Genomic DNA, 19,840 nt, shown 5'->3' on the forward strand with positions numbered 1-19,840 from the left:
ACCACGCGTTTCTGCATTTGCGATTAGCCTACTCCTGGGCGACTCTGTAGCAGGCATTTCTTGTGATCCAGGGAATGCCTGACTGCCCGCATGCCGTGATCCGGCGCGGGTCACTGACAACAGAGAGGTCGCTATGCACGACATCGAACTGAACGAAGAACAACGCATGATCCGCGACTGCACCCGACAGTTCGCCAGGCGCGCCCTTGCGCCGCACGCCCAGGATTGGGAAAAGGCCGGCTGGATAGATGACGCGGCGGTCGCCCAGATGGGCGAAATGGGCCTCTTGGGCATGATCGTGCCAGACACCTGGGGCGGCAGCTATCTCGACTACGTGGCCTATGCCCTGGCCGTGGAAGAAGTCTCCGCCGCTGATGCCGCCACCGGCACCTTGATGAGCGTGCATAACTCGGTGGGCTGCGGCCCGCTGCTCAAGTACGGCAGCGACGCGCAGAAGAACGAATGGCTGCCACGCCTGGCCAGTGGTGAAGTGATCGGTTGCTTTTGCCTGACCGAACCCCAGGCAGGTTCTGAAGCCCACAACCTGCGCACCCGCGCTGAACTGCGCGACGGCCGCTGGGTGCTCAATGGCGCCAAGCAATTCGTCAGCAATGGTCGCCGCGCCGGACTGGCCATCGTCTTCGCGGTAACCGACGCCACGCTTGGCAAACAAGGCATTTCGGCGTTCTTGGTGCCCACCAACACACCTGGTTTTCGCATCGAACGCAGTGAGCACAAGATGGGCATCCGCGCGTCAGACACCTGCGCCATCACCCTGGACGACTGCAGTATTCCCGCTGCCAACCTGCTTGGCGAACGCGGCAAGGGCCTGAGCATCGCCCTGTCGAATCTCGAAGGTGGACGCATCGGTATCGCTGCCCAGGCGGTCGGCATCGCGCGGGCGGCTTTCGAAGCGGCCCTGCTCTACTCCCGTGAACGGGTGCAGTTCGACAAGCCGATTGGCGAACACCAGAGCATTGCCAACCTGCTCGCCGACATGCACACCCAGATCAACGCCGCACGCCTGCTGACCCTGCACGCCGCGCGCCTGCGCAGTGCTGGCGAGCCATGCCTGTCAGAGGCTTCACAAGCCAAGCTGTTCGCTTCGGAAATGGCCGAGCGCGTGTGTTCCAAAGCGCTGCAGATCCACGGCGGTTACGGCTACCTGGAAGATTTCCCGGTACAGCGCTATTACCGCGACGCGCGCATCACCCAGATCTACGAAGGCGCCAGCGAAATCCAGCGCCTGCTGATCGCACGTGAACTCAAACACTACGCGCTGTAAGAGCCAGTTCACGATCGTTATGTGCATGAAGCGGCAGCTACAAGGCAGAAGCAGTCGTAGGGTGGATGACGCTCTTTTCATCCACCATTGCGATCGCAGAGCGGTGGACGGGTGAAGCGTCGTCCACCCTACTAAAGGCCGCTTGCGCCACTTGGTTGCCGAAATCGACGAACCTGGGCTGAAAAACCATGCTCAGCCTCTAAAGCACTTTCACTAGCCCTTGAGCAACCGCGCCTCCGCGTTATCCAGATCGCGGAGGATTTCGGCCAGCATGTCATCGTCCAGCTGGTTGTCCTTGCGCATCCGATACAGCTCCAGGCGCTGCGTTCGCAGTGCCTGGAGGCGCATGCGGTACTCCATCTGGTCTGCCTGGCGCTGATATTCACGGGACTCCTCGGCGCGGCGCGTACGGGTACGCTCAAGCAAGTCGCGGTATTCGCTCATCAGCTTGGCGCGAATCTCGGCAGTGGCAATCGCGCTATCGGTATCGGTGGCCTTTTCCTCATCGTTCTCGAGGCAGCGGATCGCAGCTTCCAGAACCTGGGCACGATGGCGATTGAGCTCCGCCTCCTGGCGTGCCACGTTGTCTTGCGGCAGCAAGGGCAACAACCTCGGCAACAGCACGCTGGCGACCAGCAGCGACACCAGAATCACCCCGGCGGCGATCAGGATCAGCAGATCCCGTTCGGGAAACGCCTGGCCGTTATTGAGCAGCAGCGGCAGCGACATCACGCCGGCCAAGGTCACCGCGCCGCGCACGCCCCCGACCGTCAGCACAGCTGTCAGCGCCAGCCGCGATTGCCCGGCAAAGCGCGTCGACTTGCCGCGCCAACGGCGCACCATCCCCGAGGTACGCCAATAGCAGTACACCCACACGAAGCGCAGCAGCATCAGCACCGCGTAGACAGCCAGCACGTAGCCCAGCGCCGGCAGCAGTACATGCCAGCTATCGGCGCTCTCACCCATCACCGCCTTGATGATGTCCGGCAGCTGCAGGCCCAGCAGCAGAAAGATCAACCCGTTGAAGGTGAATTCGAGCATCGCCCACACGCCGCGATTGAGCAGCCGTGTGGTGGTCTGTCGCGGCAGCAGGTCCAGGCGACTCTGCATCATGCCGGCGGCCACCGCGGAGAGGATGCCGGACAAGCCCAGGTGCTCGGCAGCTACATAGGCGGCGAATGGCAGCAACAACATCAGCAGGACATGGGGCGCCGGCTCCTCCCAGCCACGGGCGATCATCCAGGCGCGCAGACGCCCCAACAGGTAACTCAGCGCCATGCCGATCAACAGCCCACCGGCGGCCACCAGCACGAACTGCAGACTGGCATCGGCAAACGAAAACACCCCGGTCAGCGTTGCCGCCACGGCGAACTTGAAGGCTACCAGACCCGAGGCATCGTTCATCAACGCTTCGCCCTGCAACAGGTTGTTCAAGGTATTGGGCAGGCGGCCGTGGGTGATGGCCGATACCGCCACCGCATCGGTCGGCGACAACACTGCTGCCAATGCAAAGCAGGCGGCCAGCGGAACCTGCGGCAACAACCAGTGAATGAAATATCCGGCGCCCAGAATGGTGACGAACACCAGGGCGAACGCCAGAAACAGGATCGGCGTACGCAGCTTGCGGAATTGCCCCTTGGGCATGCGCCAACCATCGACGAACAGCAGCGGCGGGATGAACAGCAGCAGGAACAGTTCAGGGTCGAGCCGTACATGCAGGCCCAACACCGGAATCGCCAACAGCGCGCCGATCAGTATCTGCAAGATGGGCAGTGGTAACGGGATGAACTGGGCGCTGATGCGCGTGCCACTGACCACCAGCAACATGATCAAGATGGTGTAGAGAAGCTGCATGGGGGGAAAAGTCCTTTGCGATGACGGCCCGAAGGCGCAGCCATTCTAACGCGAGGTGCGTGCAGGCTGACCCACCCTAAGACCAATCGACGTGGCATAATCGCAGGCTTCGGCATTCACAAGCATGCAGGAAGATTCGACGAGTGGAATCTTCCAGAGGTAGACCCATGAGTTACGTGCTTTATGGCATCAAGTCCTGCGACACCATGAAGAAGGCCCGTACCTGGCTCGACGAGCACGGTATCGCGTACCAGTTTCACGACTACAAGACCGCCGGCATCGACCGCGGCAACCTGCAGAAATGGTGTGACGAGCACGGCTGGGAAACCATCCTCAATCGCGCCGGCACCACCTTCCGCAAGCTCGAGGACGCCCAGAAAAGCGATCTCGACCAAGCCAAAGCCATCGAACTGATGCTGGCCCAGCCGTCGATGATCAAGCGTCCGGTGCTGGATCTCGGCAGCCGCACACTGGTTGGCTTCAAACCCGAGCGTTACGCCACCGAAGTGGCCTGATATCGCCCTCAATCGAATTCGCTGCAAGGAAAAGCTCATGTCCAACACGCTGTTCAGCCTGGCCTTCGGGGTCGGCACCCAAAACCGTCAAAGCACCTGGCTAGAAGTGTTCTACGCACAGCCGCTGCTCAACCCAAGCGCCGAACTGGTTGCCAAAGTCACCGAGAAGCTCGGCTACAGCGGCGGCAACCAGGCCATCGCCATCACCAATCAGCAAGCCGGTGAACTGGCCAGCGCCCTGAAGCACGTCGACTCGGTACAAGCCGCCCTGCTCACTCGCCTGGCAGAAAGCGCCAAGCCGCTGGTCGCTACACTGCTGGCCGAAGACGCCGCGCTGACCAGCACGCCCGAGGCTTACCTCAAGCTGCACCTGTTGTCTCACCGCCTGGTCAAGCCCCACGGCCTGAACCTGACCGGCATCTTCCCGCTGCTGCCCAACGTCGCGTGGACCAGCCAGGGGGCGGTCGACCTGGCCGAGCTGCCTGAGCGTCAGTTGGAAGCGCGCCTGAAAGGTGATCTGCTGGAAGTGTTCTCGGTAGACAAGTTCCCGAAAATGACCGACTACGTGGTGCCGACCGGCGTGCGTATCGCTGACAGTGCGCGGGTGCGCCTGGGCGCCTACATCGGCGAGGGCACCACCGTGATGCACGAAGGTTTCGTCAACTTCAACGCCGGTACCGCCGGCCCGGGCATGATCGAAGGCCGCGTTTCCGCTGGCGTATTCGTCGGCAAGGGTTCGGACCTGGGCGGCGGCTGCTCGACCATGGGCACCCTGTCCGGTGGCGGCAACATCGTCATCTCCGTGGGCGAAGGCTGCCTGATCGGTGCCAACGCCGGTATCGGCATTCCGCTGGGCGATCGCAACATCGTCGAAGCCGGTCTGTACGTCACCGCCGGCACCAAGATCGCCCTGCTCGACGACCAGAACAACCTGGTCAAGGTGGTCAAGGGTCGCGACCTGGCTGGTCAGGCGGATCTGCTTTTCCGTCGTAACTCGCAGAGCGGCGCGGTCGAGTGCAAGACCAACAAGTCGGCTATTGAGCTGAACGAAGCCCTGCACGCTCACAACTGAGCCCTGGCTTCGCCCGAACGGGCTGTGCGCGCGATAGACTAGCGTCTTCGTGGGCACAGCCCGTTTTCACATTCTGCGTGACGAGATCCGGATGACCCTGACTTCCCCCTGGCGCGCCGACTTCCCCGGCATGCGGGCCCTGGACGCCGAAGGCCAGACCTACCTCGACAGCGCCGCCACGGCGCAAAAACCACAAGCGGTGCTCGATGCCCTGCTGGCCTACTACGCTGGCGGCGCCGCCAATGTGCACCGTGCTCAGCACTTGCCAGGCGAGCGTGCCACCCGCGCCTTCGAAGACACTCGCCATAAAGCCGCCCACTGGCTGAGCGCTGCCAGCAGTGAAGAAATCGTTTTCACCCGCGGCGCCACCGAATCGCTCAACCTGCTCGCCTACGGCCTGGAACACCTGCTCGAGACCGGTGACGAAATCGTTATCAGCGCTGCCGAGCACCATGCCAACCTGCTGCCCTGGCAACAGCTGGCCGCCCGCAGGTCCCTGAAGCTGGTTGTACTGCCGATGACCCCGCTGGGTGATATCGACCTGCAGCAGGCGGCCGAGCTGATCGGCCCGCGCACTCGCTTGCTCGCCCTCAGCCAGTTGTCCAACGTGCTGGGGCGCTGGCAGGATTTGCCGCCGCTGATCCACCAGGCGAGAGAGCACGGTGCGTTGACGGTAGTGGATGGCGCCCAGGCCGTGGTGCATGGCCGCCAGGATATGCAGGCACTGGGCTGCGACTTCTACGTTTGCTCCAGCCACAAGCTGTATGGGCCGGATGGCGTTGGCCTGCTCTACGGCCGCCGCGACGCGCTGCAGCGCCTGCGCCACTGGCAGTTCGGCGGTGAGATGGTGCAACAAGCGGACTATCACACCTCCACCTTTCGCACTGCACCACTGGGCCTGGAGGCCGGCACGCCGGCGATATCTGGCGTCATCGCATTCGGCGCTGCGCTGGACTACCTCGCAGGCCTCGACAGCAAAGCCATCGGCGACCATGAAGCGGCGCTGCACCACGCGCTGCTGAGCGGCCTGCAAAATTACGAAGGCCTGCGCCTTCTCGGCGAGCCGCAAACCGCACTGGCCAGCTTTACCGTAGACGGCGTGCACAGCGGCGACCTAGCCCACCTGCTTACCGAACAGGGCATTGCCGTGCGCGCCGGCCATCACTGCGCCATGCCGCTGCTGCAACGCCTTGGCGTGGACGGCGCGATCCGCGTGTCGCTTGGCCTCTACAACGATGAGAGCGACCTGCAGCGTTTCTTCACGGCGCTGGACAAAGCCCTGGAGCTGCTGCGATGAGCCTGCCGGACAACGCCCTCGAAGCACGCGAGGCATTCAACGCCTGCGCAGGCTGGGAACAGCGCGCACGCCTGTTGATGCAGTGGGGCGAACGCCTGGAGCCGCTACCTGAGCGTCATGAAGCGGATCGTGTACACGGCTGCGAGAGCCAGGTATGGCTGAACGGTGAACAACGCGACGGGCACTGGCACTTTCGCGCCAGCAGCGATGCACGGCTGATTCGCGGCCTGCTGGCCGTGCTGCTGGCGCGGGTCAATGGTTTGAATGCTGCCGAGCTGGCGAGCCTGGATATCAGCGACTGGTTCACCCAGCTCGGCCTGTCGCGGCAACTGTCGCCGTCACGCGCCAGCGGCATGAACGCTGTTGTGCAGCAGATGCGCCGGCTGATCGAAGCGGATTAAGCCGTAGGGTCTGTACGAAAAGTTTCCGAGCGAAGGTCAGGCAAGGCAAAAATCGGTGAGGACGCGGAGTTTACGAGTAGTAAATGAGCAGTCCGAACCGATTTTTAACGAAGCATCACCGAGCGCAGGTACTTTTCGTCAGAGCCTCGGCGCAGCCCGCTCGCTTGGGCGTCGCGCGCCGGCCACGATCTTGTCGACGATCCGCGCCGCGGCGACCATGCCGAAGGTCGCCGTGACCATCATCACCGCACCAAAGCCGCCAGCACAGTCGAGCTTCACGCCCTCGCCTACGAATGCCTTGCTTTGGCAAACACCGCCATCCTCCCCCGGATAACGCAGCTGCTCGGTGGAAAACACGCAGGGCACGCTGTAGGTACGCCCCGGCGTGCGGGAAAAGCCGTAATCGCGGCGCAGGGTGGAACGCACCTTGGCAGCCAGGGGATCGTTGAAGGTCTTGTTGAGGTCGGCCACCTGCACCTGGGTCGGGTCAATCTGCCCGCCAGCGCCGCCGGTGGTTACCAGGGCGATCTTGCGGCGCTTGCACCAGGCGATCAGCGCGGCCTTGGCGGCTACGCTGTCGATGCAGTCGAGCAGCCCATCGAGCTCGACGGTGATGTACTGGGCCATGGTTTCGCGGGTCACGAAATCGGCCACTTCGTGCACCACGCACGCCGGGTTGATCGCCCGCAGCCGCTCACCCATCACCTCGACCTTGGCGCGCCCCACCTGCCCCTGCAAGGCATGGGCCTGGCGATTGGTATTGCTGACGCAGACGTCGTCCAGGTCGAACAGGGAAATCTCGCCGACGCCGGAACGCACCAGCGCCTCGGCCGCCCAGGAGCCGACGCCACCAATGCCGACCACAGCCACGTGGGCGGCAGCCAGCCGCTCGGCGCCTTCACGGCCATACAACCGGGCAATTCCGGCGAAACGCTGCTCATCGAACGACATGGTGGCTCCTCTCTCAGGGCGCGCATTATAGAAAGCCCGGCAGCGCATCCCAAGCACCATCGGGCCGGCGCCTGCCGCAAGACGATGCGCGTGGCCTCAACAACCCTCGGGCAGCTTGCCGGAGCTGTGCTATACAGTCATTCATCGACGGAGTAGCATGCGCGCCAGCCGGCGTTCGCCGGTCTTCTCCCCGTTCCACCCTTCGGAACCTTACACAGCATGCTTTCGCGCAAGTTTGGCCTCAATCTAGTTGTTTTCCTGGCTATTGCCGCCCTTTTCACCGGTATTTGGGCGCTCTACAACCGTCCGATCACGGCCCCGAACTGGCCGGAGCAGATATCCGGCTATTCGTTCTCGCCGTTCCGGCAGGGCGAGAGCCCGCAAACCGGTGTGTATCCCAGTGATGAAGAGATGCGTGAGGATCTCGAGTTGCTGTCCAAGCAAACCGACAGCATCCGTACCTATTCGGTGGACGGCGACCTCGACAAGATCCCTGCGCTGGCCGAAGAGTTCGGCCTGCGCGTGACCCTGGGCGTATGGATCAGCCCCGACGAGGAGCGCAACGAGCGCGAAATCACCAAAGCCATCGAAATCGCCAACAACTCACGCAGCGTTGTGCGTGTGGTGGTCGGTAACGAGGCGCTGTTTCGCCGCGAAGTCACCGTCAAGCAGCTGACCGCTTACATGGATCGCGTGCGTTCGGCGGTCAAAGTGCCGGTCACCACGTCCGAGCAGTGGCACATCTGGGAGGAATACCCGGAGCTGGCTGACCACGCCGACCTGATCGCTGCGCACGTGTTGCCTTACTGGGAATTCATTCCCATGAAGGACTCCACCCAGTTCACCCTGGACCGCGCCCGCGATCTGAAAAAACTGTTCCCGAAAAAGCCGCTGCTGCTTTCCGAAGTCGGCTGGCCGAGCAACGGCCGCGTGCGCGGTGGCGCCGAAGCGACCCAGGCGGATCAGGCAATCTACCTGCGCACGCTGGTTACCACGCTCAACGCCCAGGGCTACAACTACTTCGTCATCGAAGCCTTCGACCAACCCTGGAAAGCCGGCGACGAAGGCTCGGTGGGCGCTTACTGGGGTGTTTACAACCTAGACCGCCAACCGAAATTCAACTTCGAGGGCCCGGTAGTCGCCATTCCGAAATGGCGCATGCTGGCAGTCGCCTCGGTGGTCATGGCGCTGCTGTCGCTGGCTCTGATGCTGATCGACGGCAGCGCCCTGCGCCAACGCGGCCGTACCTTCCTGACCTTCGTGGCGTTCGCCGGCGGCTCGGCTCTGGTGTGGATCGGCTACGACTACAGCCAGCAGTACAGCACCTGGTTCAGCACCCTCGTTGGTGTGCTGCTCGGCATCGGCGCCATCGGCGTGTTCATCGTCTTGCTGACCGAGGCCCACGAGCTCGCCGAAACGGTATGGACGCAGCGCCGCCGGCCCTTCACGCCAGTGGTCGGCGATAGCCATTACCGGCCCAAGGTGTCGATCCACGTGCCGTGCTACAACGAGCCGCCGGAGATGGTTAAACAGACCCTCGACGCCCTGGCCAACCTCGACTATCCGGACTTTGAAGTCCTGATCATCGACAACAACACCAAGGACCCTGCGGTGTGGGAGCCGGTACGCGACTACTGCGAACAGCTCGGCCCGCGTTTCCGCTTCTTCCACGTTGCGCCGCTGCATGGCTTCAAGGGTGGCGCGCTGAACTACATCCTGCCGCACACCGCACCGGACGTTGAAGTGGTGGCGGTGATCGACTCCGACTACTGCGTCGATCGCAACTGGCTCAAGTACATGGTGCCGCACTTCGCCGACCCGTCGATTGCCGTGGTGCAGTCGCCGCAGGACTACCGTGACGGCGAAGAAAGCACCTTCAAGAAACTCTGCTACGCCGAATACAAGGGCTTCTTCCACATCGGCATGGTGACCCGCAACGACCGTAACGCGATCATCCAGCACGGCACCATGACGATGATTCGCCGTACCGTGATGGACGAGCTGAAGTGGGCCGACTGGACCATCTGCGAAGACGCCGAGCTTGGCCTGCGCGTGTTCAAGGCCGGCTACTCAGCCGCCTATGCCCACGACAGCTTCGGCAAGGGGCTGATGCCGGACACCTTCATCGACTTCAAGAAGCAGCGCTTCCGTTGGGCCTATGGCGCCATTCAGATCATGAAGGGCCACGCACGCAGCCTGTTCAGCGGTAAGGACAGCCAGCTCAAGCGCGGCCAGCGTTATCACTTCATCGCGGGCTGGCTGCCGTGGGTTGCTGATGGCCTGAACATCTTCTTCACTGCCGGCGCCCTGCTGTGGTCGGCGGCGATGATCATCGTGCCGCAACGAGTCGACCCACCGCTGCTGATCTTCGCAATTCCGCCCCTAGCGCTGTTCCTATTCAAGGTCGGCAAGATCATCTTCCTCTATCGTCGGGCGATGGGCGTCAACCTGAAGGATGCCTTCTGCGCCGCGGTGGCCGGGCTGGCGCTGTCGCACACCATCGCCAAAGCGGTGCTGTACGGGATGTTCACCAAGTCGATCCCGTTCTTCCGCACGCCGAAGATGCGCTCCAGCCATGGCCTGATGGTGGCCCTGGCCGAAGCGCGCGAAGAAGTGTTCATCATGCTGCTGCTGTGGGGCGCCGCTCTGGGCATCGCCATCGTGCAGGGCCTGCCCAGCTACGACGTGAAGTTCTGGGTGGTCATGCTGCTGGTACAGTCGCTGCCATACCTCGCCGCGCTGATCATGGCACTGCTGTCTTCGCAGCCTAAACCGCTGGAAATCCCGGTGGTGCAGAGTGATGCTCCGGACGAGCCAGAAAACGCCTGAGCTATCTGCAAAGCAGCACTAAAACGGCGGCCAATTGGCCGCCGTTTTCATTTGTAGTGCCCGCGCGGCAGACAGCGCCAGGGCACTCTATCCGCCGCCAATGGGCCGCACGCCTACGAGAGCCAGGCGTTTTGCTTTAAGCTATGCGCCCTTCCCGCCCTGCACTGCTTTACCGGAGTTTCCATGACGGCCCTGTCCCCTACCCTCGAGCTCGCCTGCGACCTGATCCGCCGGCCTTCCGTCACGCCACTGGACGAAGGCTGCCAGGAACTGATGATGCGCCGCCTCGCGGCTCTGGGTTTCGCCATCGAGCCAATGCGCATCGAGGACGTGGATAACTTCTGGGCCAGCCACGGTAACCAGGACGGCCCAGTATTATGCTTTGCCGGGCACACCGACGTGGTGCCAACCGGCCCGGTGCAGGCCTGGCAGCACGGCCCGTTCGAGGCGCTGATCGACGAGCAGGGCATGCTCTGTGGCCGCGGCGCTGCCGACATGAAAGGCAGCCTGGCGTCGATGATCATCGCCGTAGAGCGCTTCGTGGCCGAATACCCGAACCACAAGGGCCGTATCACCTTTCTGATTACTAGTGACGAGGAAGGCCCGGCCCACCATGGCACCAAGGCCGTGGTCGAGCGCCTGGCTGCGCGCAACGAGCGCCTGGACTGGTGCATCGTCGGTGAGCCATCGAGCACCACCCTGGTTGGCGACGTGGTTAAGAACGGCCGCCGCGGTTCGCTCGGCGCGACCCTCACCGTGCGCGGTATCCAGGGCCACGTGGCCTATCCGCATCTGGCCAAGAACCCGATTCATCTGGCAGCGCCAGCGCTAGCCGAACTGGCTGCCGAGCACTGGGACGATGGTAACGCGTTCTTTCCGCCGACCAGCTTCCAGATATCCAACCTGAACTCGGGCACCGGCGCTACCAACGTAATCCCCGGCGAGCTGAAGGCAGTGTTCAACTTCCGTTTCTCCACCGAATCGACCGTGGAGGGCCTGCAGCAGCGGGTCAACGCGATCTTCGACAAGCACGGCCTGGACTACCACATCGACTGGGCGCTGTCGGGCCTGCCATTTCTCACCGAGCCAGGCGCGCTGCTCGATGCGGTCAGCGCCAGCATCCGCACGGTGACCGGTCGCGAAACCACGCCAAGCACCAGCGGTGGCACCTCGGACGGGCGTTTTATCGCCACTCTCGGCACTCAGGTAGTCGAGCTCGGCCCGGTCAACGCGACCATCCACCAGGTCAATGAGCGCGTGCTGGCCAGCGATCTCGATGTACTCACCGAGATCTACTACCAGACCCTGGTCAAGCTGCTCGCCTGATGCTCAGTTGCCCGATCTGCCAGGCACCGCTGACCGCCGTCGACAATGGCGTGGCCTGCCCGGCCAACCACCGTTTCGACCGCGCCCGCCAGGGCTATCTGAACCTGTTGCCGGTGCAGCACAAGAACAGCCGCGATCCCGGCGACAATGCCGCGATGGTCGAAGCTCGCCGACGCTTTCTCGATGGCGGCCACTACGCGCCGCTGGCCGCTCGACTGGCTGAACTGGCGGCAGGCTATAAACCACAGCACTGGCTGGATATCGGTTGCGGCGAGGGCTACTACACCGCGCAGATCGCCGAAGCCCTGCCGGATGCCGACGGCTATGCGCTGGATATTTCCCGCGAGGCGGTCAAGCGTGCCTGCAAGCGCGCCCCGCATTTGAACTGGTTGATCGCCAGCATGGCCCGCGTGCCCTTGGCCGATGCCAGCTGCGGGCTGTTGGCCAGCGTGTTCAGCCCGCTGGACTGGCAGGAAGCCAAGCGCCTGCTCGCGCCCGGCGGCGGCCTGCTACGCATGGGGCCGACCCGCGACCACTTGATGGAGCTGCGCCAGAAACTGTACGACGAAGTGCGCGACTACGACGATCAGAAACACCTAGAACTGATCCCCGCAGGCATGCACCTGGCGCACAGTGAAACCCTGAGTTTCCCGCTGCTGCTCGACACCCCAGAAGCGCGCGCCGATCTGCTGGCGATGACGCCCCACGGCTGGCGCGCCAGCGCCGAACGCCGTGCGGCCGTCATTGCCGAAAGCTTCGAAGTAACCGTCGCTATCCGCTACGATTGGATCGAGCGAGACGCGTCCTGAACGCCCCCGACCAGATGAGAACCCGCATGCGCCAACCGGATATCGAGATCTACCTGAAGGACGCCGATCACCAGGCCATCGCCGCCTGGCTGACCGAGGCCCTTGGCCCGTGCTCCGACTGGCAGCAGAAAGGCCAGACCTTCCAGTGCCGTGCCGGCGACGTGCCAGTGACCTGGCTGCCCAAAGCCGTAGGCAAATGGCACAGCCTCTACTTGGAAAGCGACGCTACGCCGTGGGACGACGACCTGGCTTGCGCCAAGGCTGCCTACGCCGCACTGGACGTGGAAATTCGCTGTGCGCCGGGTAGCTGGGAAGAGGAAGAAAGCGATGAGCAGGCCGATCAGTGGCTGCGCATTAGCGCCGATGGCGTGCAGGAAATTACCTGGCGCACAGGCTGATCGCACCAGCTACTGCAACCCAGGCATCGCTTCGCTCAACCGGAACTACGGCTTGAGCGACCAGCACCGCAGGCGCGCCATTCAGCTGCGCGCCTCATGATCAATTTGTTCGCTCCCTTCTTTTGACGAACTCCTGGCTCTTCTTCTCAACCGCTAGCAAGGTAGGCGCCTCCTGCCACTTCTGCAGCTATTTCTGGCATAGGCGAAAGCGCTCCCGAAGCGCTGTACCGACCCCGCCTATTCCGTAGCGACATTTAAAAATAACTACATAAATCTCAAAAAAAGCCAATTTCGTAGCTTTAGCCGACGATTAACGGTGCGGCATTGCGCCGCAGCACGCCTGTTAGCAAGCTAACAACTTAAAAGACATTTATTTACGATGACCGAATTTTAACGACAAATAACTGCTTTATAGTGATTTTTATTTGAATAATTCAGCATGAAAAATAACAATATCTCCGATAACTTGTAGTCATTAAAAATAAACACTCCATGAATATTGCTTACTAGCCAGCTTCGTTTGCAGAATGCCTGCCGTACGACTTTAGTCGACACGGTACCTCTGCCGCCCTCTGGGTGAATCTGCAACGATCGCAGGAGATGTAAGCGTGCACATTGGTGTTCCTCTCGAAACCCAGGCAGGCGAAACGCGGGTAGCCGCGACGCCGGAAACCATCAAGAAGCTGATTGGCCAGGGCCACCAGGTCACCGTCCAGGCTGGCGCTGGCGTGGCAGCCAGCATTACCGACACGGCCTATGTCGCTGTCGGCGCCAGCATCGGCGATGCAGCGGCGGCGTTCGGCGCCGAGCTGATCCTCAAGGTGGTCGCCCCCAGCGACGCCGAGCTGGCGCTGATGAACAGCGGCGCCGTGCTGATCGGCATGCTCAACCCGTTTAGCAATGAAACCATCGCGCGCCTGAACGCAGCCGGCGTCACCGCCTTCGCCTTGGAGGCTGCACCGCGCACATCCCGCGCACAGAGCCTGGACGTGCTGAGCTCCCAGGCCAACATCGCCGGCTACAAGGCGGTGATGCTGGCGGCCAATCACTACCCGCGCTTCATGCCGATGCTGATGACCGCCGCTGGTACGGTGAAGGCCGCTCGCGTATTGATCCTCGGCGCTGGCGTCGCCGGCTTGCAGGCCATCGCCACGGCCAAACGCCTGGGTGCGGTGGTCGAAGCGTCCGACGTGCGCCCAGCCGTGAAGGAGCAGATCGAATCGCTCGGCGCCAAGTTCGTCGATGTGCCCTTCGAGACCGATGAGGAGCGCGAATGCGCAGTTGGCGTCGGTGGTTATGCCCACCCGATGCCAGCTTCGTGGATGGAGCGCCAGGCTAAGGCCGTGCACGAGCGCGCCAAGCAGGCCGACATCGTCATTACCACCGCCCTGATCCCGGGTCGCAAGGCACCGACGCTGCTGCATGAGGCTACGGTCGCCGAGATGAAGCCGGGCTCCGTGGTCATCGACCTGGCCGCTATCCAGGGCGGCAACTGCCCATTGACCGAACTGGACAAGGTGGTGGTCAAGCACGGCGTGACACTCGTCGGCCACGGCAACCTGCCGGCAATGGTCGCTGCCGATGCCTCGGCCCTGTACGCGCGCAACCTGCTCGATTTCCTCAAGCTGGTGATCGCCCCGAGCAGCGCCTTTCACCTCAACCTGGAAGACGACATCGTCGCCGCCTGCCTGATGTGCAAAGGCGGCGAGATCGTGCGCGTCAATAAATGATGACCGCCCTCTCTTTATGGAGAGGGCCAATCACTACAAAAAAGGATCACTGCGATGGATCTGATTTCCGACGGTATCTACAACCTGATCATCTTCGTGCTGGCCATTTATGTCGGCTACCACGTGGTCTGGAACGTCACCCCCGCCCTGCACACCCCACTGATGGCGGTGACCAACGCGATTTCCGCGATCGTCATCATCGGCGCCATGCTCGCCGCCGCGCTAACCGTCACTCCATTGGGCAAGACCATGGGCACCCTTGCCGTAGCCCTGGCAGCGGTCAACGTGTTCGGCGGTTTCCTGGTCACGCGCCGCATGCTGGAAATGTTCAAGAAGAAAGCCCCGAAAGCCGCGGCGGAGAAGCAGTGAAATGAGCATGAACCTGATCACCCTGCTCTACCTTGTTGCCTCGGTGTGCTTTATCCAGGCACTTAAAGGCCTGTCGCACCCGACCACCTCACGGCGCGGCAATGCCTTTGGCATGATCGGCATGAGCATCGCCGTGCTCACTACCTTCGGCCTCATCTATAAGCTCGGCAGCGAGCTGGCAGCACAAGGCATCGGCTACGTGATCGTCGGCCTGCTGGTCGGCGGCACGGCGGGCTCAATCATGGCCAAGCGCGTCGAGATGACCAAGATGCCGGAACTGGTCGCCTTCATGCACAGCATGATCGGCCTGGCCGCCGTGTTCATTGCAATTGCCGCAGTCGTCGAGCCGCAATCGCTGGGCATCGTTGCCAGCATTGCCGACCCGATTCCAGCCGGTAATCGCCTGGAGCTGTTCCTTGGCGCGGCCATAGGCGCCATCACCTTCTCAGGCTCAGTGATCGCTTTTGGCAAACTGTCTGGCGGCTCTTTTTTCGGGGGGCGGAAGTTCCGCCTGTTCCAGGGCGCACCGGTACAGTTCGCCGGCCAGCACCTGATCAACCTGCTGATCGGCCTGGCCATCGCCGGCCTGGGCCTGTACTTCACGCTCACCGGCAACCTCACCGCCTTCGCCGTGCTGGTGGCCCTGGCCTTCGTGATCGGCGTGCTGATCATCATCCCGATTGGCGGCGCGGACATGCCGGTGGTGGTGTCGATGCTCAACAGCTACTCGGGCTGGGCGGCCGCCGGTATCGGTTTCTCGCTGAACAACTCGATGCTGATCATCGCCGGCAGCCTGGTCGGCTCCAGCGGCGCGATCCTCTCCTACATCATGTGCAAGGCGATGAACCGCTCGTTCTTCAACGTGATTCTCGGCGGCTTTGGCGGCGCGACGGATGCCGGCCCGGCAGCAGGCAGTGGTGAGCAGCGTCCGGTGAAATCCGGCTCTGCCGACGATGCGGCATTCCTGCTCGGCAACGCCGACAGCGTGATCATCGTGCCCGGCTACGGCCTGGCCGTGGCCCGCGCCCAGCACGCCCTGAAGGAACTCACCGAGAAGCTGGCGCACAAGGGCGTGACCGTGAAGTACGCGATCCACCCGGTAGCGGGCCGCATGCCCGGCCATATGAACGTGCTGCTCGCCGAAGCGGAAGTGCCCTACGACCAAGTGTTCGAGATGGAAGACATCAACGCCGAATTCGGTCAGGCCGATGTGGTGCTGGTGCTCGGCGCCAACGACGTGGTCAACCCGGCCGCCAAGAACGATCCCAAGTCACCGATTGCCGGCATGCCGATTCTCGAAGCCTTCAAGGCCAAGACCATCATCGTCAACAAGCGCTCGATGGCCAGCGGCTATGCCGGCCTGGACAACGAACTGTTCTACCTGGACAAGACCATGATGGTGTTCGGCGACGCCAAGAAGGTCATCGAAGACATGCTCAAAGCGGTGGAATGATCCGCAAAGGGGCGCAGCAGAGCGGCTGCGCCCTTTCCAGGTGCAATTTCAGACCAAGAAAAAAGCACAGCAACACTGATTGGTAACGAGAATTGGTGCTCAAAAAAGTAATGAGCTAAGCAACTATGCCGAACAATCGTAACTGTACCGCAATTAAATCACTGAAAAATTAAATAATTTCAGATAAAAAAACTGCCAAACAGGCAAAGTCACGGCAAATTCACAAACACCGGTACAGTTACAAAGTAAATTTGCACAACAGTTACAAAGCAACCTATCTAGTACCAGGCTAATTTACTGCAGCTGTGGCTACTGCAAACCCCGCGCGAGGTCGAAAATAGGCTCCAGAACTTAACCAGTCCCGCCAAAAGCGGAAGGATGCACGCCATGGAACGTACCCTCAGTTCCGATCTGCTTGTCGACACCTCGTCCAAATCTGCCACCAGCCTGCCGCTGAATATTCTCGCTACTCTGCTCCTGTGGCAGCGTCGCATCGTCAGCCGCCGCCAACTGGCGCGTCTGGACCCTCGCCTGCTGGCTGACGCCGGTATCAGCGAAAGTCAGCGTTACGCCGAACTGAGCAAACCGTTCTGGCGTTAATCGCGACACCTGAGCTTCTCCCGCAAAACCCCGCCGGCATGCAGCGCCTGTGGGGTTTTGTCGTTTCAGGGGCACAGTCATCGGACTGCCAACAACGCTACACAAACTGTGCAGGTGTTTCTCAACGGCACGCTGCAGAGCAGGTAGAATGCGGCTTTCCGTGAGCCGTAGAGACCAAGCCCATGCCCATCGTCCGCACCCTCGCCTTTGCCAGCCTGTTCAGCCTCGCTGCCAACGCCTCTGCCAGTAGCTTCATCGTCACCACCGACACCCTGGTCGATGCCCTGGCAGGCACCATCGACACCATGTCCAACGCCACCTCGTCAGTAGTCGACAACAAGGTCGTGCTGGCCGCCAAGGATGACGCCGCGAGCTTCGTCGCCACCGATGGTGCCGTACGTGGCGCGTACCTGGAAACCGCGCTGCAGCACATCCGTGCACGCATGCCGGCGGTGCAGGCCGACGACGCAAGACTGGCCCAGGCCATCCTCGCCAATTAAGCGTGTGTCATTGCCGGAACTGCGGCACAGGTTCCTCGTCCAAGCAGCCAATCAGATCCCTTTCGGAGACCATTCATGAAGCGTCCGTTGTTAGCCGCCACTGCATCGCTGGCCCTGTTCGCCGGCGCCGTTCAGGCCCAGACCCTGGTGGCCACCAGCAACATCATCGTCCGTGCGCTGGATCGCACCATCGACTTCACCTCGGACACCACTACCTCGATCCGCGATATGAAAGTGGTCATCGAAGCCCGTGACGACGCCGCCAGCTTCGTCGCCAGCGAAGGCGATATCCGCGGTGCCCAGCTGGAGGCCGCCTTCGGCGCGCTGCGCAGCCAAGTTCCCGAGGCACAGAACGCCTCCGACCAGGTACTCGCAGAAGCCATTCTCGCGCAGTGATAGCCGCACGTGGCTGGCTCCTGCTGCTGACCTTGCTGGTCAGCACGGCCAGCCACGCTCAACTGCATTTCGCTTTGGATACGTCGGGGCTCAGCAGCGCCGAACGCCAAGCCAGCCAGACCCTCCTCGACGAAGCCAACAACGCTCTACCGCCGCGCCTGCGCGAAGCGGTGGATCGTGACGTCGTGGTGCGTTGGGTCGACATGCCAGAGGACAATTACGGCCGAGCCGGGCGCCTCAGTGGCATCGAGCTCAATGCCAAGCTGCTGCCGGGCCTTACCGACGGCAGCGCAGCGAGCACGCCAAATGGCCGCCCCCACAGCACCGTGCGCCAGGAATTACTGGCCACCGTTCTGCATGAGGTGACTCACCTTTACGACCGCGGGGCTTACTGGGACGCTGAACAGCGCACCCAGCTGCGCCGCTGCCAGCGCCAGAACAGTGACCTCGGCCCGATTGGCCTGCGCGCAGAATGCCGCGGGCAGACCGAGCGTCGCTTCACCCTCAGCGACGATCCGCGCCTGCTCGACCTGGCCGGCTGGCCACAGCGGGTCGGCAAGCGCGGCGAGCGTGAGTCGAACAACGGTCAGGTCGCGCGCAGCCCGGACATCTACGAGCTGAGCAACCCGCGCGAATTCGTCGCGGTGAACATGGAGTACTTTCTCCTCGACCCCGAATACGCCTGCCGCCGCCCATCCCTGGCACGGTTTTTCAGCGCGCATTTTGGCTGGTCGCCAGCTAATCAGGCGCCCTGCGGCAACGGCTACGCCTACCTGAATGCGGGGCGTGATTTCGACAAGCAGGCGCTGGCAAACCTCGACCCGGAACGCATCTATGAGGTCGATTATCTGCTCGCCGAAGCCAACCAGAACATGGCCAGCCGCTGGGGCCACACGATGCTGCGCCTGGTCATCTGTGCACCAGGGCGCCCACGTGGGCCGGATTGCCGGCTGGATCTGGATCAGCACCTGGTGCTGTCCTACCGCGCCTTCGTCAACGATGTGCAGCTGTCCAGCTGGGACGGGCTGACCGGCGCCTACCCGTCACGGCTGTTCGTGCTGCCGTTGGCCCAGGTGATCGAGGAGTACACCAAGGTCGAGCTGCGCAGCCTGGCCTCGGTACCCCTGAAGCTTTCACGCGAGCGCCTGGAGCAACTGGTCGCCCGCGCCGTCGAACAGCACTGGAGTTACGACGGCGATTACTTCTTCGTATCCAACAACTGTGCGGTGGAAACACTCAAGCTGCTGCGCAGCGGCACCGGCCTGCCGGGCCTACAGAACCTCGACAGCATCACCCCCATCGGTTTGCTGGAGGTGCTGGAAGCCCGCGAGCTGGCCGACAGCAGCGTGCTCAACGATTCCCGCGAAGCGCTGCGCCTGGGCTACCGCTTCGACTCGTTCCGCGACCGTTACCAGGCGATGTTCAAAGTGCTGCAGCAGCGCCTGCCGATCCCGCAGGCGCGCGTCGAGGACTGGCTCGAACAGCCGTCCGAGAAACGCCGCCAATGGTTCGAGCAGGCCGACCTGCGCGCCAGCGCTGCCATGCTGCTGCTCGAACAGGCAGCCATGCGCCGCCAACTGCTGCTCTCCCAAGATGAGCTCAAGCAACGCTACCTGACCGGCCGCGCCGCCAAGGATCCGAGCCTCAACAAGGCCGGTGACGCTTTGGAGCAAATCCTCGCCAACACCGGCTTCCTGAGTCGACCGGCCGAGCTGCTCGAAGGCGGTTACGGCCTGCCGCAGCAGGAAGAATGGCAGCGCCTGGAAAGCGAAACCCGCACACGCCAGCAGCAGCTAAGCCTGCTCAGCGCCGACCTCGACGGCGAAGTGCGTAGCCTCCTGGAGCCACAGCGCCTGGCCGAGTTGGAGGCCAATGAAGCTAACCTGAAAATGCTAGGCGACCACCTGCGCAAGTTGCACAAGGAAAGCGGTGGGCTGCAGCTCTAGCAGTCGAGCATTGCGTAAAGCCACTGCAATCGCAGCAAAATGTGTCGTGCTTTGAGATTTTCAGCTTAAGTTGTACAAGCTGATTATCTCTGTAGAACTTTTCACGGTC

At 62.4% G+C, this 19,840-nt stretch carries 18 protein-coding genes; 16 read left to right on the forward strand and 2 right to left on the reverse strand.

Translation table 11 applies throughout. The annotated features are described in order from the left end of the window. Positions 1-133 precede the first annotated feature (133 nt). Positions 134-1,285 carry an acyl-CoA dehydrogenase family protein gene (locus BUC40_RS00995; RefSeq protein ID WP_073261738.1) on the forward strand — a complete coding sequence of 384 codons (1,152 nt, stop codon included), beginning with the start codon at positions 134-136 and terminating at the stop codon, positions 1,283-1,285. A gap of 213 nt (positions 1,286-1,498) precedes the next feature. On the opposite strand, the gene BUC40_RS01000 is transcribed toward BUC40_RS00995, so the two are convergent. Next, positions 1,499-3,139, reverse strand: coding sequence for a Na+/H+ antiporter (locus BUC40_RS01000; RefSeq protein ID WP_073261740.1), 1,641 nt, complete (start codon positions 3,137-3,139; stop codon positions 1,499-1,501). A gap of 167 nt (positions 3,140-3,306) precedes the next feature. Here BUC40_RS01000 and BUC40_RS01005 point away from each other — a divergent pair, with 167 nt between their 5' ends. From BUC40_RS01005 to BUC40_RS01020, 4 genes are all read left to right on the forward strand, one after another. After that, entirely contained in the window at positions 3,307-3,654 is a 348-nt protein-coding gene (locus BUC40_RS01005) for an ArsC family reductase (protein ID WP_073261742.1), read from the forward strand. A 37-nt stretch (positions 3,655-3,691) separates the two neighbouring features. Continuing rightward, complete coding sequence (gene dapD, locus BUC40_RS01010) at positions 3,692-4,726, forward strand: 2,3,4,5-tetrahydropyridine-2,6-dicarboxylate N-succinyltransferase (protein WP_073261744.1); 1,035 nt, start codon at positions 3,692-3,694, stop codon at positions 4,724-4,726. 91 nt (positions 4,727-4,817) lie between these two features. Beyond that, entirely contained in the window at positions 4,818-6,023 is a 1,206-nt protein-coding gene (locus BUC40_RS01015) for an aminotransferase class V-fold PLP-dependent enzyme (RefSeq protein ID WP_073261746.1), read from the forward strand. Beyond that, entirely contained in the window at positions 6,020-6,424 is a 405-nt protein-coding gene (locus BUC40_RS01020; protein ID WP_073261748.1) for a SufE family protein, read from the forward strand. The genes BUC40_RS01015 and BUC40_RS01020 overlap by 4 nt, the downstream gene beginning before the upstream one ends. 138 nt (positions 6,425-6,562) lie before the next feature. Here BUC40_RS01020 and tcdA read toward each other — a convergent pair whose 3' ends face one another. Further along, a complete protein-coding gene (gene tcdA, locus BUC40_RS01025; protein ID WP_073261750.1) occupies positions 6,563-7,375 on the reverse strand; it encodes a tRNA cyclic N6-threonylcarbamoyladenosine(37) synthase TcdA in 813 nt (270 codons plus the stop codon). A gap of 219 nt (positions 7,376-7,594) precedes the next feature. Between tcdA and BUC40_RS01030 the strand changes: the two genes are divergently transcribed. The 11 genes from BUC40_RS01030 to BUC40_RS01080 all read left to right on the forward strand — a co-directional run bounded on the left by BUC40_RS01030 (position 7,595) and on the right by BUC40_RS01080 (position 19,731). Continuing rightward, a complete protein-coding gene (locus tag BUC40_RS01030) occupies positions 7,595-10,204 on the forward strand; it encodes a glycosyltransferase (RefSeq protein ID WP_073261752.1) in 2,610 nt (869 codons plus the stop codon). Between the two features lie 183 nt (positions 10,205-10,387). Further along, entirely contained in the window at positions 10,388-11,530 is a 1,143-nt protein-coding gene (dapE, locus tag BUC40_RS01035; RefSeq protein WP_073261754.1) for a succinyl-diaminopimelate desuccinylase, read from the forward strand. Beyond that, entirely contained in the window at positions 11,530-12,339 is an 810-nt protein-coding gene (locus BUC40_RS01040; protein WP_073261756.1) for a putative RNA methyltransferase, read from the forward strand. Before dapE ends, BUC40_RS01040 begins: the two co-directional genes overlap by 1 nt. Positions 12,340-12,365: 26 nt before the next feature. After that, entirely contained in the window at positions 12,366-12,737 is a 372-nt protein-coding gene (locus tag BUC40_RS01045; protein ID WP_073261758.1) for a hypothetical protein, read from the forward strand. A gap of 608 nt (positions 12,738-13,345) precedes the next feature. After that, positions 13,346-14,467, forward strand: coding sequence for a Re/Si-specific NAD(P)(+) transhydrogenase subunit alpha (locus BUC40_RS01050; protein ID WP_073261760.1), 1,122 nt, complete (start codon positions 13,346-13,348; stop codon positions 14,465-14,467). A 54-nt stretch (positions 14,468-14,521) separates the two neighbouring features. Beyond that, positions 14,522-14,836 (forward strand): NAD(P) transhydrogenase subunit alpha part 2, encoded by a 315-nt coding sequence (locus tag BUC40_RS01055; protein ID WP_073261762.1) that lies wholly within the window; start codon positions 14,522-14,524, stop codon positions 14,834-14,836. A gap of 1 nt (position 14,837) precedes the next feature. Next, positions 14,838-16,289 (forward strand): NAD(P)(+) transhydrogenase (Re/Si-specific) subunit beta, encoded by a 1,452-nt coding sequence (locus BUC40_RS01060; protein WP_073261764.1) that lies wholly within the window; start codon positions 14,838-14,840, stop codon positions 16,287-16,289. Between the two features lie 387 nt (positions 16,290-16,676). Further along, positions 16,677-16,889 carry a DUF1127 domain-containing protein gene (locus BUC40_RS01065; RefSeq protein ID WP_073261766.1) on the forward strand — a complete coding sequence of 71 codons (213 nt, stop codon included), beginning with the start codon at positions 16,677-16,679 and terminating at the stop codon, positions 16,887-16,889. A gap of 182 nt (positions 16,890-17,071) precedes the next feature. Next, entirely contained in the window at positions 17,072-17,389 is a 318-nt protein-coding gene (locus tag BUC40_RS01070; protein ID WP_073261768.1) for a DUF2388 domain-containing protein, read from the forward strand. A gap of 75 nt (positions 17,390-17,464) precedes the next feature. Further along, positions 17,465-17,785 carry a DUF2388 domain-containing protein gene (locus BUC40_RS01075; RefSeq protein ID WP_073261770.1) on the forward strand — a complete coding sequence of 107 codons (321 nt, stop codon included), beginning with the start codon at positions 17,465-17,467 and terminating at the stop codon, positions 17,783-17,785. Continuing rightward, positions 17,782-19,731 carry an Lnb N-terminal periplasmic domain-containing protein gene (locus BUC40_RS01080; RefSeq protein WP_073261772.1) on the forward strand — a complete coding sequence of 650 codons (1,950 nt, stop codon included), beginning with the start codon at positions 17,782-17,784 and terminating at the stop codon, positions 19,729-19,731. Before BUC40_RS01075 ends, BUC40_RS01080 begins: the two co-directional genes overlap by 4 nt. Positions 19,732-19,840: the final 109 nt, after the last annotated feature.

The sequence above is a fragment of the Phytopseudomonas punonensis genome (assembly GCF_900142655.1).
Lineage (GTDB): Bacteria > Pseudomonadota > Gammaproteobacteria > Pseudomonadales > Pseudomonadaceae > Aquipseudomonas > Aquipseudomonas punonensis.